The sequence below is a fragment of the Nocardia sp. NPDC003999 genome (genome assembly GCF_053604885.1).
Window position 1 is genome coordinate 74,915 of record NZ_JBSGIB010000012.1, and the last position, 26,848, is coordinate 101,762.

At 69.7% G+C, this 26,848-nt stretch carries 25 protein-coding genes and 2 pseudogenes; 9 read left to right on the top strand and 18 right to left on the bottom strand.

Going from position 1 to position 26,848, the window contains the following annotated elements:
* Positions 1-373: 373 nt before the first annotated feature.
* From ACWESM_RS23115 to ACWESM_RS23170, 12 genes are all read right to left on the bottom strand, one after another.
* A complete protein-coding gene (locus ACWESM_RS23115; RefSeq protein ID WP_355072352.1) occupies positions 374-859 on the bottom strand; it encodes a GNAT family N-acetyltransferase in 486 nt (161 codons plus the stop codon).
* 82 nt (positions 860-941) lie between these two features.
* A complete protein-coding gene (locus tag ACWESM_RS23120) occupies positions 942-1,784 on the bottom strand; it encodes a DegV family protein (protein ID WP_355072350.1) in 843 nt (280 codons plus the stop codon).
* A 3-nt stretch (positions 1,785-1,787) separates the two neighbouring features.
* A complete protein-coding gene (gene octT, locus ACWESM_RS23125; protein ID WP_355072959.1) occupies positions 1,788-2,483 on the bottom strand; it encodes a diglucosylglycerate octanoyltransferase in 696 nt (231 codons plus the stop codon).
* 799 nt (positions 2,484-3,282) lie between these two features.
* Entirely contained in the window at positions 3,283-3,867 is a 585-nt protein-coding gene (locus tag ACWESM_RS23130) for a histidine phosphatase family protein (RefSeq protein WP_379254761.1), read from the bottom strand.
* A gap of 71 nt (positions 3,868-3,938) precedes the next feature.
* Positions 3,939-4,352: a ribosome silencing factor gene (gene rsfS, locus ACWESM_RS23135; protein ID WP_355072349.1), complete on the bottom strand. Its 414-nt coding sequence runs from the start codon at positions 4,350-4,352 to the stop codon at positions 3,939-3,941.
* A 94-nt stretch (positions 4,353-4,446) separates the two neighbouring features.
* Positions 4,447-5,088, bottom strand: coding sequence for a nicotinate-nucleotide adenylyltransferase (gene nadD, locus ACWESM_RS23140; protein WP_355072347.1), 642 nt, complete (start codon positions 5,086-5,088; stop codon positions 4,447-4,449).
* 116 nt (positions 5,089-5,204) lie between these two features.
* The gene (locus tag ACWESM_RS23145) at positions 5,205-7,157 is read right to left on the bottom strand and encodes a hypothetical protein (RefSeq protein WP_452493613.1); all 1,953 of its coding nucleotides are present in this window, start codon (positions 7,155-7,157) and stop codon (positions 5,205-5,207) included.
* A 2-nt stretch (positions 7,158-7,159) separates the two neighbouring features.
* On the bottom strand, positions 7,160-9,010 hold the full coding sequence (locus tag ACWESM_RS23150; protein WP_452493615.1) for an HSP90 family protein: 1,851 nt from the start codon (positions 9,008-9,010) through the stop codon (positions 7,160-7,162).
* A gap of 49 nt (positions 9,011-9,059) precedes the next feature.
* Positions 9,060-9,401 (bottom strand): MmcQ/YjbR family DNA-binding protein, encoded by a 342-nt coding sequence (locus ACWESM_RS23155; protein WP_452493617.1) that lies wholly within the window; start codon positions 9,399-9,401, stop codon positions 9,060-9,062.
* An 8-nt stretch (positions 9,402-9,409) separates the two neighbouring features.
* On the bottom strand, positions 9,410-10,837 hold the full coding sequence (locus ACWESM_RS23160) for a vWA domain-containing protein (RefSeq protein ID WP_452493619.1): 1,428 nt from the start codon (positions 10,835-10,837) through the stop codon (positions 9,410-9,412).
* A gap of 3 nt (positions 10,838-10,840) precedes the next feature.
* Positions 10,841-11,722 (bottom strand): AAA family ATPase, encoded by an 882-nt coding sequence (locus ACWESM_RS23165; protein WP_355072339.1) that lies wholly within the window; start codon positions 11,720-11,722, stop codon positions 10,841-10,843.
* Positions 11,723-11,812: 90 nt separating this feature from the next.
* Positions 11,813-13,078, bottom strand: coding sequence for a glutamate-5-semialdehyde dehydrogenase (locus ACWESM_RS23170; protein WP_452493621.1), 1,266 nt, complete (start codon positions 13,076-13,078; stop codon positions 11,813-11,815).
* A gap of 99 nt (positions 13,079-13,177) precedes the next feature.
* On the opposite strand from ACWESM_RS23170, the gene ACWESM_RS23175 reads away from it, so the two are divergent.
* The 5 genes and pseudogenes from ACWESM_RS23175 (at position 13,178) to ACWESM_RS23195 (ending at position 18,901) form a co-directional block, all read left to right on the top strand.
* Positions 13,178-14,056 (top strand): ribokinase, encoded by an 879-nt coding sequence (locus ACWESM_RS23175; RefSeq protein WP_397277289.1) that lies wholly within the window; start codon positions 13,178-13,180, stop codon positions 14,054-14,056.
* A 52-nt stretch (positions 14,057-14,108) separates the two neighbouring features.
* Positions 14,109-15,479 carry a glutamine synthetase gene (locus tag ACWESM_RS23180; RefSeq protein ID WP_452493624.1) on the top strand — a complete coding sequence of 457 codons (1,371 nt, stop codon included), beginning with the start codon at positions 14,109-14,111 and terminating at the stop codon, positions 15,477-15,479.
* 1 nt (position 15,480) lies between these two features.
* Complete coding sequence (locus ACWESM_RS23185) at positions 15,481-16,560, top strand: amidohydrolase family protein (protein WP_397277285.1); 1,080 nt, start codon at positions 15,481-15,483, stop codon at positions 16,558-16,560.
* 91 nt (positions 16,561-16,651) lie between these two features.
* A pseudogene (locus tag ACWESM_RS23190) lies at positions 16,652-17,521 on the top strand (RtcB family protein); the annotation flags it as partial.
* Between the two features lie 780 nt (positions 17,522-18,301).
* Positions 18,302-18,901 carry an RtcB family protein gene (locus tag ACWESM_RS23195; protein ID WP_452493699.1) on the top strand — a complete coding sequence of 200 codons (600 nt, stop codon included), beginning with the start codon at positions 18,302-18,304 and terminating at the stop codon, positions 18,899-18,901.
* Positions 18,902-18,951: 50 nt separating this feature from the next.
* Here ACWESM_RS23195 and ACWESM_RS23200 read toward each other — a convergent pair whose 3' ends face one another.
* Positions 18,952-19,434: a hypothetical protein gene (locus ACWESM_RS23200; protein WP_356966461.1), complete on the bottom strand. Its 483-nt coding sequence runs from the start codon at positions 19,432-19,434 to the stop codon at positions 18,952-18,954.
* A 107-nt stretch (positions 19,435-19,541) separates the two neighbouring features.
* Here ACWESM_RS23200 and ACWESM_RS23205 point away from each other — a divergent pair, with 107 nt between their 5' ends.
* Entirely contained in the window at positions 19,542-20,468 is a 927-nt protein-coding gene (locus ACWESM_RS23205; RefSeq protein ID WP_355072327.1) for an alpha/beta fold hydrolase, read from the top strand.
* 145 nt (positions 20,469-20,613) lie between these two features.
* Positions 20,614-22,728 carry a RecQ family ATP-dependent DNA helicase gene (locus ACWESM_RS23210; RefSeq protein WP_452493627.1) on the top strand — a complete coding sequence of 705 codons (2,115 nt, stop codon included), beginning with the start codon at positions 20,614-20,616 and terminating at the stop codon, positions 22,726-22,728.
* Between the two features lie 144 nt (positions 22,729-22,872).
* Here ACWESM_RS23210 and ACWESM_RS23215 read toward each other — a convergent pair whose 3' ends face one another.
* From ACWESM_RS23215 to ACWESM_RS23225, 3 genes are read right to left on the bottom strand one after another with little or no spacing between them, the layout of a single operon-like run.
* Positions 22,873-23,610: a contact-dependent growth inhibition system immunity protein gene (locus ACWESM_RS23215; RefSeq protein WP_452493629.1), complete on the bottom strand. Its 738-nt coding sequence runs from the start codon at positions 23,608-23,610 to the stop codon at positions 22,873-22,875.
* A gap of 47 nt (positions 23,611-23,657) precedes the next feature.
* Positions 23,658-23,966, bottom strand: a complete 309-nt coding sequence (locus ACWESM_RS23220; protein ID WP_355072321.1) for a hypothetical protein — start codon at positions 23,964-23,966, stop codon at positions 23,658-23,660.
* On the bottom strand, positions 23,963-24,205 hold the full coding sequence (locus ACWESM_RS23225) for a hypothetical protein (RefSeq protein WP_356966471.1): 243 nt from the start codon (positions 24,203-24,205) through the stop codon (positions 23,963-23,965). The genes ACWESM_RS23220 and ACWESM_RS23225 overlap by 4 nt, the downstream gene beginning before the upstream one ends.
* Positions 24,206-24,316: 111 nt before the next feature.
* On the opposite strand from ACWESM_RS23225, the gene ligD reads away from it, so the two are divergent.
* Both ligD and ACWESM_RS23235 read left to right on the top strand, forming a co-directional pair.
* On the top strand, positions 24,317-25,285 hold the full coding sequence (gene ligD / locus ACWESM_RS23230) for a non-homologous end-joining DNA ligase (RefSeq protein WP_452493631.1): 969 nt from the start codon (positions 24,317-24,319) through the stop codon (positions 25,283-25,285).
* 78 nt (positions 25,286-25,363) lie between these two features.
* Positions 25,364-26,314, top strand: a complete 951-nt coding sequence (locus ACWESM_RS23235) for a D-isomer specific 2-hydroxyacid dehydrogenase family protein (protein WP_356966473.1) — start codon at positions 25,364-25,366, stop codon at positions 26,312-26,314.
* Positions 26,315-26,349: 35 nt separating this feature from the next.
* On the opposite strand, the gene ACWESM_RS23240 is transcribed toward ACWESM_RS23235, so the two are convergent.
* Together ACWESM_RS23240 and ACWESM_RS23245 are read right to left on the bottom strand one after the other, a co-directional pair.
* On the bottom strand, positions 26,350-26,571 hold the full coding sequence (locus tag ACWESM_RS23240; protein ID WP_452493633.1) for a GrpB family protein: 222 nt from the start codon (positions 26,569-26,571) through the stop codon (positions 26,350-26,352).
* A 50-nt stretch (positions 26,572-26,621) separates the two neighbouring features.
* Positions 26,622-26,846, bottom strand: a pseudogene (locus tag ACWESM_RS23245) (GrpB family protein); the annotation flags it as partial.
* Between the last annotated feature and the right edge of the window lie 2 nt (positions 26,847-26,848).

Below are 26,848 nucleotides of genomic sequence, written 5' to 3' on the forward strand. Positions count from 1 at the left end.
ATGGGACGGCCGCCGCGGCCATGGCGGTGCGGCTCGGACGATCCGGCTGCCCCGTTTCCCCCACGGGCACGCTACGCGCAGACCGCGTCGTCTCCCATCCAGACGGTCCGTGCTCCGCATCGGGCCCGGCCTTCCCGGTGCCGACACCGGCCGTCATGCTCGCGCCGACCCGGGCGGTCAGCTCACCCAATCGCCGCCGTACCCGCTCGCGTTCGTCCTGTCGTGACATGGCCGCGACGGTAGTGCGGGCAGACGCCGAAAAGACCGGTCCGACCAGCGGATTCGACGAACATGTTGACAACCGCGGCCCTGTGCACAACTCACCGGGGAACAGTGGCGGCTATGCCGGAACCCGCCGTGGCTCTGGTCCGCCTCAGCCCAGATCCTTGGCGAAGCAGTTCGACAGGGGAAGCACTTCGTACGGCGAGAAGATCGGAACTCGGTGGTAACCGCTGCGTTCGTAGAAGCGGACGGCCTCCGGTTGCAGGTGACCGGTTTGCAGGATCAGTCGGGGGCGTCCAGCGGCGCGGGCCGCATCCTCGGCGGCGGTGAGCAATAGCGCCGCCGCGCCCGAGCCGCGATGCGCGGGGCGGACGAACATCCGCTTGACCTCGAGTTCCTCCCCGTTCCACCGCAGCGCGGCGTGACCCACCGGACCATCGGAGTACGCCACGAAAGTGCTGTGCACAGTGGCGGAATCCACCGCGTTCGGGTTCGTGGGCAGTTGCCTGGCCAGATGCGCGTAGCGCGGCCCGACCTCGGCCGCCATCTCCGCGCGCAACGTCACCGCGTCCGGATGGTCCCAGTCCACGGCGGTCACGGTGAGCGGAGGACGGACCGGCGGCTTCGCGGAACTCATGCTCCGACGCTAGCCGTACGCCGGGCGACGCGCTCGCATTCGGATCACCGAGATCGTTGTCCGCCCGAAGACCCGCACACGCTCAGCGACACCCGCCGGGGACGACGAGCACGCCGAGCGCCCCCAACCCGAGATGCACTGCCAGCGCGGGCCCGAACTCGGCGACGATGAGTTCTTCCAGGCCGGGAACGAGTTCCCGCAACTGGCCCGCGATGGTCTGTGCGGCGTCCTCGGCGCCTAGATGCTGCACGGCCACCGCGGCGCCGTCCTCGCCCGCCGCGTCGACTGCCGCGGCGACGAGTTTCGCGTACGCCTTGGAGCGCGTCCGGACCTTCTCCCGCAGCTCCAGCCGTCCCTCGACGATCTGCAGCAGCGGCTTGGTGACCAGCTCGCTGGCGAAGAACGTCGCCGCCGACGACAGTCTGCCGCCGCGCCGCAATTGCTCGGTGCGATTGACCAGGATGAACGTGCGGGCCCGCGCGGCGGCCGCCACCGCCGCGTCGTACACCACGTCCAGCGGCGCTCCCGACTCGGCACGCCGGGCGGCGGCCAGCACGGGCAGCCCGGTGGCCAACCCGGCTCCGAGCGAGTCGACCAGCCGGACGCGGTCGGCGGCGTCCATGTCGCGCACGGCCTGCCGACCGGCCTCCCATGTGCCCGACAGCCGCCGGGAAAGGTGCACCGCGACAACGCCGTCACCGCCGCTGCGCTCCAAGGCCCGCTCGTACACCTCCCGCAACTCGCCGGGCGAGGCGGCCGAAGTGGTCACGGTGTCGGAGGCATAGTCGATCTCGACCGGATCGACGCCTTCCCGCATCGCCCGGTCACCGACCAGGACGTGCAGCGGGACGACGGCGATATCCAGCTCGTCGACATGTTCGGCAGGGAGGCTGGCGGACGAATCGGTGACGACCACGACTGCCACGGACTACCGAACCTCCTGCAGGGTCTTGACCATCGCGTTGGCCACCGCCGTGTGACCGTCCCAGCCCCAGTGGATGCCGTCCGGATTCGCCTCGCCGGAGAAAATGTTGTCGCGCACCGCTTCCCCCAGGTCGACCAGCGGCACCGAAGTCCGGTTCGACCAAGAGCGCAGCGCCTCCACCGCCCGTGGCCGCCCGGAGTGCACGCGGCCGTAGGCCTCGCAGTTGTGCACCGAGGGCAGCACCGCGACGACCGGCAGGTCAGGGCGCAACTGCGCCAGAGCCGTGCGGCACTGTTCCAGATAGTCGACACTCACCTTCGGCGGAAGCGCCACGGGCCTGCCGAGTTTCGACAGCTTGGGCTGCAGCCAGTTGTAAGTGGCGCGGACGACGCGGCGCAGCGCGGGCGGGCGCACATAGCGGATCAGTTCGCGCAGCGCGGTGGGCAATGGCGAGGGCAGCGTGTCCATGCCGCCGACGGCGAAGACCACCGCACCGGCGCGCGGCACCGCCGCCCACACCCGAGGATCGCCGATCAGGGCCCAATAGGCGTCGCGGCAGGTCCAGCCGATCCGGGCGACCAATTCGACGTCCCAATCCAGTTCGGCCGCAACGAGGTTCGGCCAGATACGCGGATGGTCTGCAGGCAGTCCGCCCTTGGGCCCGAAGTAGGACAGGGAGTCGGCGATCACCAGCAGCACCGGGCGCCCGGCTTCGCGCGTTTCGGCGGGTTCGTCGGCGCCCGCGGATTCCGGAGCGACAGCGGCGAACTCGGGCGCAGCGAGTTCAGGTTCTCCTGGCACAGCGGATCCGGGCGTCGCGGACTCGATCACGGCGTCTGTCGGCGCGGGCGATGCGGAAATCGTGTCGGCCGCGGACTCCTCTCTTGCCGGAGCAACAGGTTCGCCGAGCGCCGCAGCGGACCCATTACCCGCCGAGACAACCGGTTCGTCGAGCACCGCTGCGAACCCAGCCGCCACCGTGGCATCCGATCCGGCGATTGTGTCGGCCGCGGCCCCGTCCGTCACCGCGACCGATTTGCCGAGTGCTCCGGCGAATCCATCCGCCCGTGTGCCAACCGATTCCGCGATCGCAGAGGCCGCGGAACCGTCCGCCGCCGGGGCAACCGGTTCGCCGAACGTTGCAGTGGACCCGTCCCCCGTCGAGGAGACCGATTCGCCGAGCGTTTCCGCCGACTCGGCAATCCGTTCCGGAGCGTCGTTCGCGGCACCGACGGGCGACGCGCCGCCGCCGCCGACGTGTACGTGCGGCTCGGCGCTGGTGACGATGTCACCGGATCCGTCGTCCTCCGAGTCGGATTCCTCTCCGGACTCGGACCCGCCGCCGGAATCGCCTGCCGCGCCGGAAGCTTCGTCGGATGTAGCCGCGGATTCGCGAGAAGCCGGTGGCGGACCGCCGAACAACGCGTCGGGCAACTGCCGTTCGGCCTTCGCCGAGACCTTACGGAACAGTTCGTCCGGGACCGATCTGATCGGCTCTTCAGAGGACATCCGGTGCTACCTTCGCCGCTGCGTTCCACACATCCAGACGCCAGCCGGGCTGTTCGATGCTCGGGCCGTGACTGCTGAGCTGCACCCAGCTGGTATTGGCCAGTCCTCCGAGGATCGGCCAGTTCTGCGGCGGCAGGTCGAGCAGCGCAGCCGTGAGGGCGGCGATCAGCCCGCCGTGCGCCACCAGGATGATAGTCCGGCCCGGCCAGTCCTGCCGTTCGACCAGCAACTCCTGCACCACCGGCAGCGACCGCGCCCCGACCTCGAGTTTGCTCTCGCCGTTGGGCGGGGTGTAGCGCGCGTCCAGCCGCCACGCCATGCGCGCGCCCGGATAGTCGGCGTCGACCTCCAGGTGGGTCAATCCCTCCCAGTCGCCGAGATTGGTCTCCCGCAACCTGACGTCGGGCACGACGGTGAGCCCGGTGTGTTCGGCCAGAGCCGTCGCGGTGTCGAAGGCACGGCGCAGATCCGAAGCGTGGATAGCGATGGCGTTGCGCGAAACCAGTTCGCGTGCCGCCTCTTTGGCCTGTCTGCGACCGAGTTCGGTGAGATCGGTGTCGATCTGGCCTTGCATGCGGTCGGTGGCGTTCCATTCGGTCTGCCCGTGGCGCAACAGGATGAGGGTGCGCACGCCGGCATGTCTGCTCACGATCGCGCCTCGTCCTCCGTCGCCGCGGCGCGCGAATCCGGCGCGGCCCCGGTGAGACCGGCGACCGGCACCACGGGGCAGTCCTTCCACAGGCGTTCCAGCGCATAGAAATTGCGCTCGTCGTTGTGCTGGATGTGCACGACGACGTCGACGTAGTCCAGCAGCGCCCAGCGGCCTTCGCGGGTGCCCTCGCGCCGGACCGGCTTGTGCCCGGCCGCGCGGAGCTTCTCCTCCACGTTGTCGACGATGGCGTTGACCTGACGCTCGTTGGGCGCGGACGCGATCACGAAGCAGTCGGTGATCACCAGCTGCTCCGACACATCGAGCACCACCACGTCGGACGCCAGCTTCTCGTCGGCGGCCAGCGCGGCGACCTGCGCGATCTCCACCGACTCGGTCGACGCGGTCATGCCTGCACCCCCCGGGCGCTCGGCGGGACGGCACTCGCGGCCGTGGGGATCGTTCGCTCGCTCATGCCCGCACCTTCGCTGCGCTCGCTCACGCTCAGCTACCTTCCGCTGCTCCGGGCACATACAGGTGCCGCTTCGATATGTACTGCACCACGCCGTCGGGGACGAGGTACCACACCGGCCGATTCTCGGCGGCGCGGCGACGGCATTCGCTCGACGAGATCGCCAGCGCGGGGACCTCGACCATGGTCACCGCATCCGGCGGGAGATCCCGCAGATGCTCCTCGAGATGATCGATGTTCAGCTCGTACCCCGGACGGCTCACCCCGACGAACTTCGCCAGTTCGAACAGTTCTGCCCAATCCTGCCATGTGAGGATGCTGGCCAGCGCGTCCGCACCGGTGATGAAGTACAGCTCGGCGCCGGGATGGGCCGATCGCATCTCCCGCAGGGTGTCGACGGTATAGGTGACCTTGCCGCGCTCGATGTCCGCACGGCTCACCGAGAACCGTGGGTTGGACGCGGTCGCGATGACGGTCATCAGGTACCGATCCTCGGCCGGGCTGACCTGCTTGTGCGATTTCTGCCAGGGCTGCCCGGTCGGGACGAAGATCACTTCGTCCAGGTCGAACCGGTGCGCGACCTCGCTGGCGGCGACCAGATGCCCGTGGTGGATGGGGTCGAACGTGCCGCCCATCACCCCGAGCTTGCGGCCGCGCCGACCTGTCTCGTGCATGACTGCCGAGCTTAACGGGTCGCCCACGGCCCGCACGGGGCCGGTAAGCGGGGGCGGGCGGCGAACTGGGGACACCCGCCCGCACTATGCCCCGCCACACCGGGCCCGGCGGCGCCTCAGGCGGTGGCGTCTCCCATCTCGCGCATCCGGGCCAGCTGCTCGCGGGTGCGCGCGAGTTCATCCGCCGCCTCGGCCGACCGGCCCGCCAGCGGGGCCAGCTCGGCGATCAGCGTCCGCATCGAGGTGAGCCCGGATTCGGGATCGGCTTCGCCGCACACGCGCAGCCAGGCCGCCGCCCGCAGGCAACGCGCCCGCTCCGCCACCGCGCCCAGCCCGGCCCACAGCTGTGCGGCGCGCTGGTAGGCGGCCACCGCCTCGTCGTCCTGCCCGCAGTACTCGAGCGCGGTGGCGGCCGACCACGCCAGCTCGGCGTGCAGCTTCGTCCGCTCCGGGTCGCGTTCGACGAGTCGTGCCGCCTCCAGGAACTGCCGCGCGGCCTCGCGGTGGCGGTTCAGTGCGTTCAGCGATCGGCCGAACTGCGCGCGCACCACCGCCAGTTCGCCGGACGGATACGGAATCGCGCCGCTGAGCAGCGCGTGTTCGAACAGGGCGACGGCCTCGCCGTGGCGCTCCGCGCGATGGAACGCGCGTGCGGCGACCACGGTGTGATGCAGTACATCCGGTTCGGACAGCCCTTCCCAGCGTGCCGCGGCGCGCACCGCGGCATCGGCCAGATCGAGTTCGCGGTCCGGCTGGCTCGCGATGGCGATGACCAGCTGCGCGCCCAGCCGGGCGGCCTCCTCCCCGGCCAGCACCTGCGTACCGAGCGCCAGCGCTTCCCGCAGGTGGGCTTCCGCCTCCTCGGGCGTATCGGCGAGCCGGGCGGCACCGAGTTCGGCCAGCCTGCGGACCTCCGTCGCTCGGTCGCCGGAGAAGTCGTCGGCCGCCCGCACGCTGTCCGGCGCGCTCGCGGCGCGCGGCAGTGTGCTGCGCAAACCGAGCGGCAACCGGTCCAGTAGCGGTTCGGCCGCGAGCCGGGCGGCGGTGCGCAGGCTGACCGAGCTGTTGCCGTTGCGGGCGTCGTAGCGAGCACACAACGCGCCGATCTCGACCTCCAACCGGGCGCGCACCGATTCCACCGTCCCCTCCGCAAGCGGAAGATCACCCAGCCGCAGCGCCACCAGCCTGCGCAGCAGCACGCACACGCCGGTGGCGAAGGCCAGGCGCGCGCCCGCGTCGGCTCCGGAATCGGCCAGCCAGTTCGCGTGCTCGGTGAGAATTTCCAGCCCGCGTGCCTCGTTGCCGGTCAGCGCGCAGAATTCCATATGCGACGCCACCGAAGGACGCAGGTCCTCGGTGTGCCGGACCAGCGGATACCCGGTCAGGTGCGCGCCGCGTGCCGCCGCGACGCGGCCGGTGCGCACCAGCGGGAGCAGTGCCTGCGCCAGAACGCGGTGCGGCTCCTCGGCGCAGGTCCGTTCGCCGTCGAGCACGGGCTTCCAGTGCGCGAGTCCGCCCTCGTCGTCACCGAGAGACACGCTCGTCACACCCCATTCGCCGCGCTCGCAGGCATCGCAGTCGGACATGCTGTCGCGCGGTGCGGCCATCGCCTGCTCCAGCCACGCGGCGGCGGCCGCGGTGTCACCGATCTCGCGGGCGAGTTCGGAGCGCAGGGCCAGCACCGGGCGCGGACTGTAGCCGCGCTGCCGGTAGCGGCTGTCCAGTTCGTCGAACCAGCGATCGATCGTGGACAGCGGCAGCGCGGGGTTGCCGACCATGCCCCAGGTCACCCATTTCAGATACCAGTGCACCGAGTGCGTCATCGAGCCCAGCTCGGCGGGGTGGTCGTCGTAGATCCGCAGCAACCTGCCGTAGGCGACGGGCACCAGATCGCGTTCGCCCGCGTAGGAGTACGACTGCGCGAGCTCCAGCAGCACCCTGCCTTCCAGCGCGCGATCCGATCCGGTTCGCGCGGCCGCGGCCAGGGTCTCCAGTCGCTCGGTGCGCGTCCGGCCGTGCGGTAGCGCGTAGACCTGCGCCAGCGCCGCGCCGATCTCGGCGGCGTCCATGCTCACTCCGTCTCTTCACCGCGGTCGGCGGCACGTTGGGTGGCCCAGCCGAGGAATTCGCCGAAGGCGCGATTGAGCAGCGCCGTGTCGGCCGCGCTCAGCGGACGGTGGGTCATCAACAGGGCCTGCCCGTAGAGCGATTCCACCGCCGTCTTCCGGAAGCCGGGATCGTCGATGCGGGACAGCCTGCGCACGATCGGGCTGTGGTGGTTGAGCACCAGCCGAGCGCGCGGTGTCGCGACCGCCAGGGCGCCGAGGATCTCGGTCCACAGGTCGTCGGCGTCCCCGGCCGTCTGCGCTCTGGCGCGTTCGTTGCGTGCGGCGCGGACGTCGAGATAGAGCGCGGGCACCGTGACCGGATGGAAGGCGCGCACGATGACGTCGCACGACAGCGGGTCGAGCACGGATCGCGCCAGTTCGAGCACCGGGGCCAGCGCCAGTTCGTCGCCTGGGTCGACCGGGTCGAGCGCCGCGGCGATCGCGTCTACGTCCAGGTCGACCACTTCGACGCCGGGCAGCAACCGCGGCAACCGCGCGATCAACTCCCGGTCGTAGGCGTAGCCGCCGTTGACGACGCCGATGCCCTGCGCGGCGGCGGTGGCCGCCACCTGACGGAACTCCTCGACCGTCGCCGTCACCCGGACGGTGCGGTGGTGGCGGGCGAACTCGGTGAGCGGCACGCGCCCGTCGGTGGTCTCGAAGTGCAGATGGGGCAGCATGATGCGCAGCAGTTCGACGGAATGGCTCGCCATCGCCTTCACGCCGAGTGCGTGCACGGACAGGAACGCGGCCAGCCGCTGCGGCTGTTCGGCGGCGATCTCGGTGAGCCAGTCCCGGATCCGGTCTCCGAGCACCTCGCGCACGACGGCGAGCCGCTCGTCCTCGTAGAGGCCCTCCCGCGACGCGGTGGGGCGCAGCGTGTCGGTGTCGAGCACGCAGCGCACGAAGAACGCCCAATCCGGCAGCACGCCGCGCACCGCGTCGCCCAGGAGCATGCCCTTCAGGTACACCCGATGCGCACTGCTGTCGGACGGGTTGCCCGGCTGGGACAGGACATAGGCCACACCGCTGACGCCTGCCGCACCGGCATCGAGCTCGATGGCGTCGAGCGGGACGAAGCCCAGCGTCCGGTGACCGTAGTCGAGCAGGGCGGCCCTGCGCCCCTGCGCCGACGGATACGCGCGGCGCCAGACCGGAACGCCTTCGGTGACCGTCGTCACAGCACCGTCCGACTCCACCGTCACCTCGTAGGGCAGCAGCGACCCGAATTCGCGTGCCAGGTCGGTCACCCGCTGCGGCCGGAACCACTCCCCGGCTCCCCCGCGCGGGGTGAGCCACACCGTCGTGCCCGGTTGCGCGTACTCGCCTCGATCGAGTGAGCGCACCGAGTACGTGCCGTCGGCGCGGGCCAGCCACTCGACCGGCGAGGCGGTCGGGTCGGCGGCCGATCGGGTGACGACCCGGATCGTCTCGGCGACCGTGAAACAGGCCAGCAACCCGATTCCGAACTGTCCGAGGAACTCCCGTCGCGCGCCTTCGATGTCGTCGCGTTTGGACGAGCGGCCGATGGTGGCGAGGAACCGGTGCACGTCGGCGTCGGTCAGGCCGACACCGGGATCGCTGATCCGCAGCCCGGACTCGTCCACGGAGAGCCGAATTCCGGTGGGAGCCAGCGGATCGAGCCGAACACGTGCGGTGACCGCGTCGACGGCGTTCTGCAACAGCTCGCGCAGATAGACCCGCGGACTCGAATAGAGGTGATGAGAAAGCAGATCGACTATCCCGCGCAAATCGACCTGAAACGAATAGTTATTGTGCACCGCCACCGGATCGTCCGGCGTTCTGTTCCCCATGGCCGCCGATCTTGTCGGCGCACGCCAAAGATCCCCTTAACGAACCCTTTCAGGCGGTCGGGCGCTTGCTCTTCGGCAGTTTGCGCACGACGGCCTCGTAGGAGAGATCGACCAGCTCGTAGAGTTCGTTATCCGAGACCGCGCCGCCGAACTGGATGACGTTCCAGCCGTACCGCCCGATGTAGGCCGACGCCGCCACGTCCCCCGGGTACACCCGGACCAGTTCGTCGGCCTCCTCGCGGGTCCGCCCGCATTTGAGGCCGACCGATGTCGCGCCGAGGAAGGCGAAGATCTTGTCGCGGACCTTGGCGACGACGTCGCCCTCCCACGGTTCGTCCTGCCAGGCGCCCGGCTTGGCCAGGCAGTAGCTCAGCAGCGCGGCATCGTCCATGCCGTCTCCTACACCGGTAGCAGCCGCGAAACCACCGCGGTGAGTTGTTTGGCCGAACGACATTCGTGCATCTCGATCACGTCGCGGTACTTGTCCGCCGCGGAATCGCCGGAACCCCACTGGTTGCGCGGTTCGGGATTGAGCCAGTGCGCGTGCTTGGCCACCTCGACCAGCGACCGCAGGGTGTTCAGCTCCGGGTCACGGTAGTTCGTGCGGGCGTCGCCGAGGATCAGCAGCGAGCTGCGGCTGGTGACGGCGTCCGGGAAGTCCCTGGCGAACCCGGCCAGCGCGTTGCCGTAGTCGGAGTGCCCGTCCAGGCCGACGACGTTCGCCTCACCGAAGATCCGGGTCATCGACCGGTCCAGCTGGGTGTGCGGATCGAAGAACCGGGTCACCTCGTCGATCTGGTCGACGAACGCGAAGATGCGCACCCGGGAGAACTGTTCGCGCAGCGCGCTCACCAGCAGCAGCGTGAAGTTGCTGAAGCCGGCCACCGAGCCCGACACATCGCACAGCAGAACCAGTTCGGGGCGGCCCGGTCGCGGCTTGCGGTTCACCAGGTCGATGGGCACGCCGCCCGTGGACATGGACGCGCGCAGAGTGCGGCGAAGGTCGATGGCTCCGCGATGGGCGTGCCTGCGACGCGCGGCCAGACGCGAAGCCAGGATGCGGGCCAACCGCTGGGTACTGCGCTTGAGTTCGGAGAGTTCGGCCTCGGAGGCGCGCAGGAAGTCGACCTCCTCGGCTTGCCGGGCGACTCCGTAGCTCGCCACGCGTTCGCGTCCGATCCGTTCGGCGACGCGCCGCCTGGTCTCGGCCTCGACGGTCGCGCGGAAGCCCGCGATGCGCTGCCGGGCGGCGCGGCGGGCGATCTCGGAGTCGAACTCGCTCGTGTTCGGCCCGAGGGCCATGCCCGCGAGGATCTTCGCCAGCAACGTCTGCGGCTGCACCTCTTTCAGCGCCTGGTACGACGAGAAAGACGGACCGCGGGCGGACTGGTACTGGCCGAGTTGCTCGACCAACTGCGCGGCCAGCGCCTCCAGTTGCTGGGTCGCCGACTCCTGCGCCAGCAACTCCGCGAGCAGTTCGCGCAGCGCCGGGATGTCCACGTCTCCCGAGGGCGTGTGCGGGATCTCCAGCTCGTCCTGGCTCACGGCGCGCTGCCCGACGGCGACGGGGAACCACAGGTCGAACAGCCCGTCGAAGGTCGCGCGGTGGGTGGTGCGCCGCAACAACGCGCACGCCAGCCCCTCCCGCAGGACCTCACGGTCCATCAGGTCGAGCACGGTCACCACGCGGCCCGCGTCCACCGTCTCCGACGGTCCGACCGGTATCCCGCGCGCCCGTAGCGCCTCCACGAACCCGACCAGATGTCCCGGAATACCGTGTGGCGCGCTCAGTGCCGCGACTTCGGCGGGGACCGGCCCGGTCGCCATGGCTCAGGCCAGCTTCAGTTCGGCCAGCGCGCGCTGGTGGTCGCTCTGGTGTTTGAGGACCACACCGAGCGTCGCTCGGACGGTGGTGTCGTCCAGGTCCCGCAGGCCGAGCGCCAGCAGCGTGCGACCCCAGTCGATCGATTCCGCGACCGAGGGCAGCTTCTTCAACTGCATGCCGCGCAGCACGTGCACGATCCGCACCAGCTGCGCGGCGACGGCCGCCGACAGTTCGGGCACCCGGCTGGCCAGGATGCGCCGCTCCAGCTCCTCGTCCGGGAAATCCAGATGCAGGTACAGGCAGCGACGCTTGAGCGCCTCGGACAGCTCGCGGGTGGCGTTCGAGGTGAGCACCACGAACGGTTTGCGGCTGGCGGTGATCGTGCCCAGTTCCGGTACCGTCACCGCGAAGTCGCTGAGCACCTCGAGCAGCAGGCCCTCGATCTCGACGTCGGCCTTGTCGGTCTCGTCGATCAGCAGCACCGTGGGATCGGTGCGCCGGATCGCGGTCAGCAGCGGGCGCGAGAGCAGGAACTCCTCGGTGAAGACGTCGGCCTTCGTCTCTTCCCAGTCGTTCTCGCTGGACGCCTGGATGCGCAGGATCTGCTTGGCGTGGTTCCACTCGTACAGCGCGCGGGCCTCGTCGACGCCCTCGTAGCACTGCAATCGCACCAGCTCGGCGCCCGAGGTCTGCGCGACCGCGCGCGCCAGCTCGGTCTTGCCGACACCCGCCGGTCCTTCGATCAGCAACGGCTTGCCCAACCGATCGGCGAGAAACACCGAGGTGGCGGTGGCCTTGTCCGCCAGGTAGCCCGTGCTGGCCAACCGTTCGATCACGTCGTCCACCGACGTGAAGATCGGCTCCTGTACTGCGCTCTCCGACACCACCCGGCACCTTCCTTCCGAACCGTCCCCCACGCTACGGCAGCGCGTCGCCGATGCCGACTCGGCCTCGGCCGTGGCCGCCGCGCACGCGGGTCAGACGGGCCGGATCTGTCCTTCGCCCCAGACGATCCACTTCGTGGAGGTCAGCTCCGGCAGCGCCATCGGGCCGCGAGCGTGCAACTTCTGGGTGGAGATGCCGATCTCGGCGCCGAAGCCGAACTGCTCGCCGTCGGTGAACGCGGTGGAGGCGTTCACCATCACGGCGGCGGCGTCGACCCGGCTGGTGAACTCGCGGGCCGCGGGGAGGTCGCCGGTGACGATGGCCTCGGTGTGGCCGGTGCCCCAGGTGTTGATGTGCTCCACCGCCGCGTCCAGGCCGTCGACCACTTTGAGCGCGATGTCCAGGGTGAGGTATTCCTCGCCCCAGTCGGCCTCGGTGGCCGGAACCTGGCCGGGCAGGTCGCCGTGGATGGTGACGCCGGAACGCTCCAGCGCTTCGGTGAGCCGGGGCAGCGCCGTGTCCGCGATCCCGGCGTCGATCAGCACGGTCTCGGCGGCGTTGCACACGCTGGGACGGCGGGTCTTGGCGTTGATCAGGATCCGCTCGGCCATGTCCAGGTCGGCGGCGGCGTGCACGTAGACGTGGCAGTTGCCGGTACCGGTCTCGATGGTCGGCACCTGCGCGTCACGCACGACGGCGTTGATCAACCCGGCGCCGCCGCGCGGAATGACCACGTCGACCAGGCCGCGGGCCTGGATCAGATGCGTGACGCTGGAACGGTCCTCACTCGGCAGCAACTGCACGGCGTCGGCCGGGATGTCTTGCGCGGCAAGCGATTCGCGCAGCACCGCGACGAGCGCGGCGTTGGAGCGGGCCGCCGAGGATGAGCCGCGCAGCAGGGCGGCGTTACCGGACTTGAGCGCGAGCCCGAACGCGTCGACGGTGACGTTCGGCCTGGCCTCGTACACCATGCCGACCACGCCGAGCGGCACTCGCACCTGCCGGATCTCCAAGCCGTTCGGCAGCGTCGAGCCGCGCACCACCACACCCACCGGATCGGGCAGTCCCGCCACCTGACGCAACCCGGAGGCGATGCCGTCGATGCGGGGCTCGGTCAGCCGCAGCCGGTCCAGCAGTGACTCCTCGGTGCCCGCGGCCCGCGCCGCGGCGATGTCCTCGGCATTGGCGGCCAGCACCCGATCGGCGGCGGCCAGCAGCGCGTCGGCGGCGGCGTGCAGGGCGTCGTTCTTCCGCGCCGTCGTCAGCGGGGCGAGGGCTCGCGACGCGACCCTGGCCTTGCGCGCGGCCTCGTGCACCACCTCGCGAACATCAGGCTGGGTGGTCGTTCCTACCGTCATGGGTACAGCCTACGCACCGGGTACACCGCCGATTCCACCCGCTGCGACGCGGGCGCGGTCACGTGCGCGACCCGGGCCGGGCGACTACCGTCCGGCGATATGACGGTCGAATCGGACGCTCCCGCGATCGTGGTGCTCGGCAGCGTCAACATGGACCTGATCACTACGACCGCACGCAGACCGGTCCCCGGTGAGACGGTCCTCGGCAACGGCTTCGCCATGGTGCCCGGCGGGAAAGGCGCGAATCAGGCGATCGCTGCGCGGCGGGCGGGCGGCGAGGTCAGCTTCCTCGGGGCGGTCGGCGACGACGTCTTCGCCGGTGAACTGCGCGCGGCGCTCACGGACGCCGCGGTGTTCACCGACCGGCTGCGCACGGTCGCCGGGCCGAGCGGCATCGCCACGATCGTGGTGGACGACGACGGCGAGAACAGCATCATCGTCGTCGGAGGCGCCAACACGCGGATGACCGAGCTGACCGAGGACGACCTGGCGGCGATCGCGGCCGCCGATATCTTGTTGTGCCAGCTGGAGATTCCGGTCGAAACGATCGCCGCCGCGGCCCGCCACGCCCGCGCGCACGACACCACCGTGCTGGTGAACCCATCGCCCGCCCGTCCGCTGCCCGCCGATCTTTGGACGAATATCGATGTCGCCGTGGTGAATTCCGGCGAGGCCGAGCAACTGGGCGCGGACCTGGACACCGTCGCGCACGTGGTCGTCACCCGCGGGGCGGCGGGCGCGGACTATCGCGGACCGGACGGCGCCCGCCTGTCCCAGCCCAGCCCGCGGGTCGATGTCGTCGACACCACCGGCGCGGGCGACGCCTTCACCGGTGCGCTGGCCGCAGCCTGGCATCGGGGGCCGGAATGGGCGCTGACCTGGGCTTGCGCGGCCGGGGCGCTGGCTACGACCCGGTTGGGCGCGAGCAGTTCGATCCCGGCCCGCGAGGAGATCACCGCAGCCCTCGCCGCGGAGTGACGACTCGCGCCGCGGCGGCTCCCGCTGCGCCCGAGCCGATATCGTGATGGGCATGGCCACCACGCCGGATCGCATCCCCGCCGAGGGCGACACCGCGCCGATCGAGCGGCTGGACGCGGCCATGGTCGCGCTGAGCTTCGTGGACAACGCGGGCATCACGCGCGTGAAAACCGTCCCCAGCCAGCGGCTGGACCGAGCGTCCCGGTACGGCGTCGGAGTGTCGCCGTGCTTCGAGACCTTCGCCTTCGACGACCTGATGGCGATCGGGCGCTATCTCGGCGGGCCCGACGGCGACCTGCGACTCGTCCCCGATCTGAGCATGCTCACCGAACTGGCCTGCCAGCCCGGCTGGGCGTGGGCGCCCACGGACAAATACACCCAGGACGGCACCCGCTTCGCCGCTTGCCAGCGCCACTTCGCGGCACGCCAGACGGCTGCGGCGCAGGCCGCCGGACTGCGGTTGTCCATGGCGTTCGAGACCGAATGGGCGGTGGGCCGCGCCGACGACACCGACGACTTCACACCCGCGATCCACGGCCCCGCCTACGGACTGGTGCGGCTCGGGCAGGTGGCCGACTACGCCGCCGACCTGGTCGCCGCACTCGAGCGCCAAGGCGTCACCGTCGCCCAGTTCCATCCCGAATACGCCCTCGCGCAACTGGAGTTGTCGGTCGAACCGTCCGAGCCGGTCACCGCCGCCGACGAGGCCGTGCTGGTCCGGCACACGATCCGGCAGGTGAGCGCGCGGCACGGCAGGCGGGCGCTGCTCGCCCCGTGCATCGAACCGGGCGGCGCCGGTTCCGGAGCGCACCTGCACCTGTCGGTGACCGACGAGGACGGACCGCTGTTCGCGGACGGCGACGGCCCGCACGGCATGCGGCGGACCGGCGAGGCGTTCCTGGCGGGAGTGCTGCGCGAACTGCCCGCGCTGGTCGCGGTCGGCGCGGGCAATCCGGCGAGCTTCCTGCGGTCGGAGCCGTCGCGCTGGGCGGGAGTCTGGCAGTGCTGGGGCCACGAGACCAGAGAGGCCGCGCTACGGTTCGTCACCGGGGTGCGCGGCACCGAGGCGTGGGCGGCCAACGCCGAGATCAAATGTTTCGACGCGACCGGCAATCCGTACCTGATCGTCGGGTCGGTGATCGCCGCCGGGCTCGCCGGTGTCGCCGAACAGTTGCGCCTTCCGGTCGAAATCACCGGTGATCCAGCGACTTTCGACGCCGAGGCACGCATGGTATCGAATGTGCGCCGCCTGCCGACCACCCCGTCCGAAGCCGCCGACCACCTCGCCGCGTCCACGGTGCTCGCCGACGCCATGGGCGTCGAACTACACGACTCGCTGCTCACCGTGCGCCGCGCGGAGGCCGAGCGGTACGCCGCCGCGAGCGCCGACGAGCTGGTCGCCCTGACCCGCTGGCGGTTCTGACATGCTCACCGACGGTGTCCGGCTCACCGACCACCACTGCCACGGGGTGTACACCGAGAACCTGGATCGGCCCGGCTTCGAGCGCTTGCTCGGGGAAGGCGCGCGCGGCAGTTTCGATTCCGCGATCGGGCTCGCCGTGCGCCGCTGGTGTGCCCCCGCGCTCGATCTGCCCGCCCACGTCGGCCCGGACGTCTACCTGCGTCATCGCGCCCGGCTCGGCGCGCGCGAGGTGTCCGCCCGGCTGCTGCGCGCCACCGGGGTGACCCGATGGTTTCTGGACACCGGAATCGGTGGTGGAACAGCGGATTTCATCGAACTGGCCGGCGGGGAGGTGCGCGAGGTGGTGCGGCTGGAGCAAGTGGCCGAGCAAGTCGTCGCGCAGGTCGGCGCGGTGTCCGGGGTGTACGAGCGGATCGAGGAGGAGCTGCGCGCTCGGGCGGTCGGCGCCGTCGGGTTGAAGACGATCGTGGCCTACCGGTGCGGTCTGGACTTCCCGCCGCGGGATCACCCGCCGACCAGTTTCGCGCCCGAGCACCGGCTCACCGATCCGGACGTCCTCGGCTGGCTGGTCGGCCTCGGCGCGCGCATCGGCGCCGAACTAGGTCTTCCGCTGCAATTCCACACCGGATTCGGTGACCCGGACCTGCGCCTGCGGCACGGCGACCCGCTGCTGCTCACCGACTTCCTGCGCCGGACCGCGGGCACCGGGCTGTCGGTGATGTTGCTGCACTGCTGGCCCTTCCATCGCCATGCCGCTTACCTCGCGCACGTCTTCGAGCACGTCCATCTGGATCTGGGCCTGACCATCCCTTATGTGGGACAGCGGGCCGGGGCCGTGCTGGCCGAGACGCTGGAGCTGGCTCCGTTCCGGGCGCTGTGTTACTCCTCCGACGGCTACGGGCTCCCAGAGTTGCACTACCTGGGCGCCCTGCTCTGGCGGCGCGGTCTCGGCAAGCTCGTCGACGAGTGGCTCGCCGACGACGCGATCACCACCGCCGACGCCGAAGCCCTGGTCAGCGCCATCGCCCACGGGAACGCCGAGCGCGTCTATCGCGCACGGTTCGAGCAGGCGGCCGGCTGACCGCCAGCATTCCGGGCGGTCGAATATTCGGGTGCGCCGGGTGTCCTCGGTACCTACCGTTGATGGCATAACCAACGGAAGGATCGACACCATGTTTCCCGTCGAGCTGCGCGGCACCAAGGCGCAGACGCTGATGTGGGCCGACGAGCACGAGGTCGAGCAGGCCGCGCTCCAGCAGCTGCGCAACATCGCCGCGCTGAAATGGGTCCACGGCGTCCGCGTGATGCCGGACGTGCACCTCGGCAAGGGGGCCACGGTCGGCTCGGTGATCGCGATGAAGGACGCGGTGGCCCCCGCCGCGGTCGGCGTGGACATCGGGTGCGGCATGGAGAGCGTGCGCACCGATCTCACCGCGGCGGATCTGCCCGACAACCTGCGTTCGCTGCGGTCGCGCATCGAGGCGGCGGTGCCGGTCGGCTTCCAGGCGCATCACGACGCCGTCGATGTCACCCGGCTCGGCGGCCAGGTCGCGGGCCTCGGCGCGAGCACTGCGGCGCTGCGCGCGGGCTGGGACCGGTTCTGGGGTTCGTTCGGCGCGCTGGACAGCCGGGTTCAGGCACGAGAGTCGAAGGCGCGCAAGCAGATGGGCACGCTCGGCGGCGGCAACCACTTCATCGAGGTCTGCCTGGACCAGGACGACCGGGTGTGGATCCTGTTGCACTCCGGCAGCCGCAACATCGGCAAGGAACTCGCCGAGCGGCACATCTCGATCGCGCGCACGCTGCCGCACAACGTCGATCTGCCCGACCGCGACCTGGCGGTCTTCGTCTCCGGCACGCCGGAGATGCGGGCGTACCGGCGCGACCTCACCTGGGCGCAGGAGTACGCGGCGCGCAACCGCGCGGTGATGCTCGCCCTGGTCTGCCGTGCGGTCGCCGCCGAATTCGCCGATCGCGGAGTGCGTTTCGAGCAGCCGATAAGCTGCTTCGCCGGGGAGACCTCGGTGATGACGGAACAAGGTTGCCGCCCTATCTCGGAGCTCGCGGGTGGCATGCATACCTTGCTCACGGAGGGCGGCGAGTGGGTGAAGGCGCCCATCATGTCCTTCGGTCATCAACCACTCTGGGAGCTGGTCGTTGGGCGCTACGGACAAGAGCGCACCATTCGCGCGACAGCTGAGCATCGCTGGCTTCTTCGACCGAAGGTCGCACATAACCGCACCGAGGCAATCACTTCGGGACTCCGCGTAGGAGATCGCCTGGCCTACGTCTTCCCGAAGCGCCCGGATGACCTCCAACCGTCTCGGGAAGGCATCGCCCGCGGCTTCGTGTTCGGCGATGGCAGCATCGCTGGTGACGCGCTGGCTAATGCCATCTTCTATGGGTCGAAAGACATGGCACTACTGCCCTACTACGACAACCTCGAGCGCGTACGAACCTACTATTACCTGTACTCGGACGACCCATCGCGGAAGACCTACGTGAAGTTGAACGAGGTCGCGCAACTTCGAAAGCAGGGCTACAACGTAAAAGCGTACAAGCGGTTAGGCGGACTTCCGCGCGAGTGGAAGCGCGAGTATCCGCCACTCGACGGATCACGTTCCGATCTGTACGGCTGGCTCGCGGGCTACTTCGCGGCAGACGGAGAGGTCGGTAAGACCGGCCGCCCGGCCATCCGGTCCGCGAATCGCGAGCATCTCGAATTCTTCAAGACTGCCTGCGATGTACTCGGCATCTGGACCCTCCCGATACGGAGGAAGACTCGCGAAGGGTTCGGCCGGTGCGAGTCCGACGTGTTCGTAATGGGCATCTCGCGCAGTGACGTCACGCCTGAGTTCTTTATCCATGCGAAGCACCGCTCGCGGTGGGCTGCTAATAGGAGCGCTGTCGAGCGACGCGGATGGACAGTTCGCTCGGTGAGGCCCACTACGGAGGTAGCAGAGGTCTTCTGCGCTGTTGTGGAAGAGACACACTCCTTCGCTCTCGAGGGAAACATCCTTACCGGAAACTGTCACCACAATTATGTGGCGGAGGAGATCGTCGACGGCGTGCCCATGCTGGTCACCCGCAAGGGGGCCGTGCGCGCGGGGGAAGGCGATCTCGCGCTGATCCCCGGCTCGATGGGCACCCGCTCGTATGTCGTACGCGGCAAGGGGAACCCGGCTTCTTTCCAGTCCGCCTCGCACGGCGCGGGACGGCGGATGAGCCGCAACGCGGCCAAGAGGCAGTTCACCGTGGCCGACCTCATCGCCCAGACCGAGGGCGTCGAGTCGCGCAAGGACGCGGGCGTGGTGGACGAGATCCCGGCCGCGTACAAGGACATCGATGAGGTCATCGAGGCACAACGGGACCTGGTCGACGTGGTCGCGACGCTGCACCAGGTGCTCTGCGTCAAGGGCTGAACGTCGGCCGCGCCGCCGGGCGGCCCGACTCGCCCGGCGTGCGGCCGCGGTCAGCGCCGCCGCAAGGTGGCGGCGAGCCCGGCTCCGATGAGCAACAGGCCGAGCACCAGCCCCCATCCGTTCAGCACCCAGTTGTAGAGGGCCAGGCGCCATTCCTCCGACAGCCCCGGCGTCTGCTCGATCAGACGCCAGAGGTCGTGAGGGAAGAACAACTGCACCGCGCCCGGCAGCAGACCCCACACCAGGCCCGCTATCACAGTGCCGACGGGTGAGTACGCGGCCAGCAGCGCCACCAGGAACAACAGCAACGCACCACCGATCATCTGGGCGTTCGAGCTCCAGCGGTCGCCCTCGTCCCCGAGGATCACCCACTGCCGGGTGCCGAGCCCGCCATGAGCGGCCAGGCCGATCCCGATCGGCGTCACCGACAGGCCGACGAGCGTGCCCGTCACAGTGCGCGAGACATTGTTGCTGGTCCGGAACTCGGCGCCCGGCGGAGCCCACCCCGCGGGCGGCTGAATGTGGCTCGACACCGCTGCCTCCTCCCCGGTCCCCCTACCGGGGATTCAGGGCTTCATTGTCCATCGCCGGGAGCTGTTTCGCTCTGGATGTCTCGGCGGCGTACTGGATACCATCGGATATGCCCTGGCGGCCCTCGTTCTTCTCACCCGCTCCTGCGGACGCGGCGGCCGGCCCGCCGGAGATCCCCGGCGTGCGGCGTTCCTATGTCACCGCTCGCGGGGTGCGTTTCCACGTCACCGAGGCGGGACCGACGGATGGCCGCCCCGTGTTGGCCTTGCACGGCTGGCCCGAGCATCATTACGCCTATCGTCACCTGCTCGCCGACCCGCCGGACGGACTGCGGATCATCGCGCCCGACCTACCCGGCTACGGCTGGTCCGGTCCCGCGCCGCACCGGTGGGCTAAGGACGAAGTCGCCTCCGACCTGCTCGCATTGCTGGACGCGCTCGGCCTGAAGCGCGTGCTGCTGGTCGGCCACGACTGGGGCGGTTACATCGCCCACCTGCTCGTGCTGCGCGAGCCGGAGCGATTCGACGCGCTGCTGGCGCTCAACATCGCCCACCCGTGGCAGACACCGCGCACTTTCCTCCCGCACGCGTGGCGGTTCCTGCTCTATCAACCCGCCGTCGCGGCGTTCGGCACCTACCTGCACCAGCGCACCCGCTTCCTGGACCTCGTCTTCGCCGGCGCCGTACGCGATCGCGAGAAGTTCGGACCCGAGGCGATTCGCGTCTACGCGGACCGTTTCCGCGACCCCGTCTGTGCCCGCACGGCGACCGACACCTACCGCACTTTCCTGCTGCGCGAAGTTCCGCGCTCGGCCGGACACGGCGAACGACGTCGAGCGAAGATTCCGATCCGCACCCTGTTCGGAGTCGAGGACGCGGCGGTCCATCCTTCGCTCGCCGCCGAGGAGACCGCGCGTGCCGACGACTACCGCCTGGAACCGGTGCGGGGCTGCGGCCACTTCATTCTCGAGGAACGTCCGGATCTGGTCCGTGCCCGGCTGGCCGAGTTGGCGGCCGCTACCGCGCGATCCGCCTGATCACGGCCGTCGTCGCGGCCTCACGTCGAGGATGCGCACCCGCCACGGCGAGTATGTGTGGCCGGAAGGCGCCGCGCGCGGCTGACCGATCGCCACACCGGCGCCCCGACGCCGCCTGTCGGTGGCGTCGGGCACGATGGACCGCATGACCACGGCCACCGACGCGTCTCCGATCGACCTCACGGCCCCCGACCTGCGCGAGCACGCCGAACAGCTGCTGCGCGAGCTGGCCGGGGCGGACGCCGCGCTGCGGGAGGATCAGTGGACCGCGATCGAAGCGCTCGTCGTACGGCGGCGCAGGGCGCTGGTCGTGCAGCGCACCGGCTGGGGCAAGTCGGCGGTGTACTTCATCGCCGCCAAGCTGCTGCGCAGGGCCGGGCGCGGGCCCACGGTGATCGTGTCGCCGCTGCTCGCGCTGATGCGCAACCAGGTCGCGGCGGCACAGCGCGCGGGAGTGGTCGCCGCGACCATCAACTCGGGCAATGTCACCGAGTGGGACGAGATCCACGCACAGGTCGCCGCCGGTGCGGTCGACGTGCTGCTGGTCAGCCCGGAGCGATTGAACAATCCGGATTTCCGGGATCAGGTGTTGCCCCGGCTCGCGGCCGACGCCGGGCTGGTGGTGATCGATGAAGCGCACTGTGTGTCGGACTGGGGCCACGACTTCCGGCCGGACTACCGGCGCATCCGGACGCTGATCGCCGACCTGGGCTCGGACGTCCCGGTGCTCGCCACCACCGCGACGGCCAACGACCGGGTGGTCACCGATGTCGCCACCCAGATCGGCACCGACACCCTGGTGCTGCGCGGCACGCTGGATCGCGAGTCGCTGCACCTGTCGGTGGTCCGCTTCGACGATGCCGTGGAGCGCACCGCCTGGCTCGGCGGGCACCTCGACCGGCTGCCCGGCTCCGGCATCGTCTACACGCTCACCGTCGCCGCCGCGCACGATCTGGCCGACGTGCTGAACTCACACGGCCACACCGTCGCCGCCTATACGGGCCAGACCGACCCGGCCGAACGCGAGGCGCTCGAAGCGGCGCTGTTGAACAACGAGGTGAAGGCGCTCATCGCCACCTCCGCGCTCGGCATGGGCTTCGACAAACCCGATCTGGGATTCGTGGTGCACATCGGTGCGCCGTCCTCGCCCATCGCCTACTACCAGCAAGTGGGACGCGCGGGGCGCGGCACCGACCGGGCCGAGGTGATCCTGCTTCCCGGCCCCGAGGACGCGCGGATCTGGAGCTACTTCGCCTCCGTCGCCTTTCCCCGCGAGCACATCGTGCGTGCCGTGCTCGACGCGCTGGACTCCGACCGGGCGTTGTCCACCGCGGCGTTGGAACCGCTGGTGGAGTTGAACCGCTCCCGGCTGGAGATGGTGTTGAAGGTGCTCGACGTGGACGGCGCGGTGCGCCGCGTGCGCGGCGGCTGGATCGCCACGGGCCGGCCGTGGACCTATGACACCGAACGGTACGAGCGCCTGTCCATCGCCCGCGAGGCCGAGCAGCAGGCCATGATCGACTATCAATCGACCGCCGGTTGCCGCATGGAATTCCTGCGCCGCCAGCTCGACGACCCGGGTTTGTCCACGGATTCGCCCGGCTGCGGCCGCTGCGACAACTGCACCGGCCACCGCCCCGACCGCACTGTCGCCGCCGACGCGGTGGCCGCGACCAAGGCCCGGCTCGATCGTCCCGGCCTCGATCTCGCGCCGCGCAAGCAGTGGCCCACCGGTATGGCCAAGCTGGGAATCCCTTTGTCCGGCAAGATATCCGGCGGAGCCGAGACCGGTCGTGTTCTCGGCAGGCTGACCGACCTCGGCTGGGGGCAGCGACTGCGCGCGCTGCTCGACGGCCCCGACGACCCGGTTCCCGACGCGGTCTTCGACGCCTGCGTCGCCGTTCTGCGCGAGTGGGATTGGGCCGCCCGCCCGACCTCGGTGCTCGCCCTGGAATCGCCACGCCACCCCGTGCTCACCGCCACCCTCGCCGCCCGCCTCGCCGAAGTCGGCCGCCTGCACGACCTCGGCACGCTGCGCACCCGCCCGGACCGACCGCCCGTCTCGGCGGCGAACTCCGCGCATCGCGTCGCCGGACTCTTCGATTCCTGGGAGATCCCCGACCTGACCCGAGTACCGGGCCCGATCTTGCTGGTGGACGCCATCACCGACACCGGCTGGACCTTCACCGTCGCCGCCCACGCCCTCCGAGCAGCCGGCGCCGCCGCCATCCTCCCCTTCGCCTTGGCCACACCGACATAACGACGACACCCAGCGAACGCGTGCGGGTCTTCTGCCCAACGAAGAAGCCGCACGCCGTCGAACACGCTCCACCGGCATCCATCCGGCACGCCTGCAACGCCGGTTCGTAGGCTTCGCCCCGCTGAACGTCCTGGACCGTAGCTGCTAGTCGTTGCCGGGCGGATCGGTCAGAAAATCTGTGATGCGGTGCCAGATCTCTTCGTGCGGTGCACCGTGTTCGGTCAAATCACCCAGGTCACGGACCTTGTCGATGACGATTCGTATGCGAGTGACCGCGACCGGGTCCCGCCTCCAATGTTCCTGGCCGACTCGCAGCGTCGCGACCAGCAGGTCACCAGGAAAAAGGTCGCCTCCGGCCAGTGGATTCCATTGCAACTGGTGTAACACACGCGGCAGTAGGACATCGACGCCTTCGTTCTGCTGCAGAAGACGACGAACATCATCGTCGGTCAGACGCCCGATCGGCTTGCGCCGCAGCTCATGCACAGTACGCATCAGACCGCTCGCATCCGCAGGCATCGTGGGCCACACGTCGTCCTCGAGCTGCTCCAACGACAGATCCTCATCAGCGTCCGCGCATACCGTCCATCTCCCGGTTTCGTACCGGAAAAAGAGAGTAGCGACGTTGTCCGGTGCATGAACGATTCGCGCGAAGGCGACATCTCCGAAGAGGCGGAGGCCCGAAACCTCGAAAGTAGGCTCACCGATCGGCTCACCAGACGGCTCGTCATAGTCGGGATCGGGCACATTGTCCAAGAACTGCTCGGCTTCCTCGGCGCACATCAACGCGGCCATCTCACGAGGGATCCCGCGCTCCACCGCCACCCAGAACTCGTTGATCAGACCCAGGATCAGCGACTCGTCGTCACCCGGAGATCTCATCCCGGCATTCTGCCCGCACCGCCGTCCCCGTGCCCCGTCCGCCGAAGTCACAGACTCAACGTCGCCCGCAAGCGCGCGTCCAGGGATTCCGTTTCCTCCAAGGAGAGCACGCCGAGGTGTTCGGTGAGCCAGGGCCGGTAGGCGCGGTGCAGTTTCAGGGTGTCGGCCCAGCCGTGCTCGGTGTGGGTGGCCAGCACGTGGCCCGGGTCGGCGTCGCGCAGTGGAACGACTTGCAACCAGCGATAGCGCGAAGTGATCACCGCCGAATCGGACACCAGCACCACTGTCATGCGCCGCGGGAAGGGGGTGCCGTCGCTGAGAGTCGGGGCGTAGCGCCAGACCTCACCGCGTCTCATGCGGCGCCGTCGGCGTCGTCGTCGGCGGCGGCCTGGGTGATCGCCACGTCGTCGTAGGCGGCGGCCAGTTCGGCTTCCTCGTCGATGGTCAACGCGGTCAGGCTGTCGTGCACGAGCGTGGTGCGCAGCGCGGCGTTGATCACCGCCGACAGGCTGCGGTTCTGGCGATCGGCGGCCGCTCTGGCCCACTCGGCCACCTGTGGATCCAGCGTGACGGTCACGCGCGTCGCCTTGCTCATACCCGTATGCATACCAGAGCGATGCAGCGCTGCGGACCGGTACGGGACATCCGTCGCGGCGGCGCGCGATCGTGCGCGGATTTCCTTCGGCTCGGCCACTACAGTCGACCCGTGGCCAGCAAATCCACCGGGTCGGCGATCGAGCTAGAGGTCGGCGATCACACGCTCAAAGTCTCCAACCCCGACCGCGTCTACTTCCCGGAGTCCGGCGCGACCAAGCTCGACTTGGTGCGGTACTACCTGAGCGTCGGGGACGGCATCGTCAACGCGTTGCGCGGCAGGCCCTGCATGCTGCACCGGTTCCCCAAAGGACTCGCGGGCGACAAGGTGCATCAGAAGCGGCTTCCCGCGGGCGCGCCGGACTGGATTCCGACTGTGCGGGTGTACTTTCCGCGCTATGGACGGCACGCCGACGAGTTGTGCGTCGAGAAGCTCGCCGACGTCATCTGGGCGGTGCAGATGTCGACCGTCGAGTTCCATCCGTGGAATTCCCGCGCCGCCGATACCGAGCGTCCGGACGAGTGGCGCATCGACCTCGACCCGATGCCGGACTGCCCGTGGTCGCGGGTGCAGCGGGTCGCGACGGTGGTGCAAGAGATCCTCGACGAGATCGGCGCCGTCGGATGGCCGAAGACCTCCGGCGGCAACGGCCTGCACGTGTACGTCCGGATCGCGCCGCACTGGGGTTTCCAGGAGGTGCGCCGGGCGGCGCTGGCGTTCGCCCGCGAGGTCGAGCGCCGCGCACCCCATGACGTGACCACCACGTGGTGGCGGCGCGATCGCGACCCGAAGCTGCTGTTCGTCGACTACAACCAGAACGCGCGCGATCACACCATCGCCGCCGCCTACTCGGTGCGCGGCGTCCCCGCCGCGACGGTCTCCACCCCGGTACGCTGGGACGAGATTCCCGACATCGATCCGCGCGACTTCACCATGTCCTCCGTCCCCGCTCGCTTCGCCGAACTCGGCGATCTGCACGCGGGCATGGATGACGCGGTGTTCCACCTGGATCCTCTCCTGGAGTGGGCCGAGCGGGACAAGGTGGACGTGGAGCTCGACGACGAGCAGAGCGGGGCCTAGCGCCGCGCCCGGCGGTGCTACGGTCGCAACGTCCACCCGCTCGCGACCACGTCCTACTGCTCCGAAGGAGGTCCAACCATGAACCGGCCGGCAGTAACGATCGCGATCGCCCCCGCCGATCCTGCCCCCACCCTGGTGGAGAAGGCCGTGGTGGAGGCGGGCGCCGCCGTCTCCGATCTCGACGAGGCGCAAGGGCTGATCTGGGTCGGCGGCCCGGGCGAGTTCCCGGAGCGACTGCCCGCAGGCGTGGAATGGGTACAGCTCCCGGCCGCCGGTATCGAGGAATGGTTCACCGCGGGCGTCATCGCCAGGCATCCCGGTGTGCGATTCACCTCAGCCGCAGGCGCTTTCGCGGCCAGTGTGGCCGAGCACGCGCTCATGCTGCTGCTCGCGGGCGTCCGCTACCTGCCCGAGCACTTGCGCGCGGCGGACTGGCGGCAGCAGGACTTCTTTCCGCACGTCGGCACGCTGCGCGGCAAGACCGTCACGATCGTCGGCGCGGGCGGCATCGGCCGTGCGCTGATCCCGATGCTGGTGCCGCTCGGCGCGCACATCATCGCGGTGAACCGCAGCGGACGGCCGGTCACCGGCGCAGGCATCCCGCCGTCGGTCGAGACGATCTCCGCCGAGCACCTCGGCCGGGTCTGGCCGCACACCGATCACGTGGTGGTCGCCGCGCCCGCCACGCCCGCCACCAGGCATCTCATCGGCGCGGACGTACTCGCGCGGCTCAAGCCGTCCTCCTGGATCGTCAACGTCGCGCGCGGCAGCCTCGTCGACACCGACGCACTGGTCGACGCGCTGCGCTCCGGCGCGATCGGCGGCGCCGGACTCGACGTCACCGACCCCGAGCCGCTCCCGGCGGGCCATCCGCTCTGGTCGCTGCCGAATGCCATTATCACCCCGCATGATTCGAATCCGCCCCAACTCCGCTTGGCGGCCTTCGCCGACCACGTCCAGGCGAACGTCGAGCGCTTCGTCGAACGCCGCCCGCTGCTCGCACCGATCGATCCCGCGCTCGGGTACTGACGAAGGCACTTCGCGCGCAACAACATTCGAGTGTGTCAGCCGAACAACGCTCGACCGAGGATTTCCTCGACGACTCCGCTCTTGGCGTTGGCGTAGTGCTGCACGAACTTCCATTCGCGCTGCGTCAGTTCCCGTTTGGTCCGTTCGTAATACGCACGATCGTCCTCGTGCGTGCGCAACCAGTCGCGGAAGGCCAGGATCCGCTCGATCTCGGGCCCTCCCGATTCCGGCGAGAGCACATGCAGTTCACGTTCCACCGCGCACCGCTGTCCACCCGACGAACGAAACAGCGATGCTGGTACCAGTCCGGTTGCCGGATACGCAGCTCATACCCGGCAGCCTCGAGGGCTGATAGATAGGCGACTTCGGCGGCGGCATCCGGAACAAGCAGCAGGACGTCGATGACCGCCTTGGCCGCGAGAGGGGGAACCGGCCACGCCGGGTTGTATTCCTCGAGCATCACCCCGGCCGCGTAGGGCCGCAAGTCGCCGACCGTCGCCGCCGCTATGTCGTCGTCATCCAACGTCGCCATAC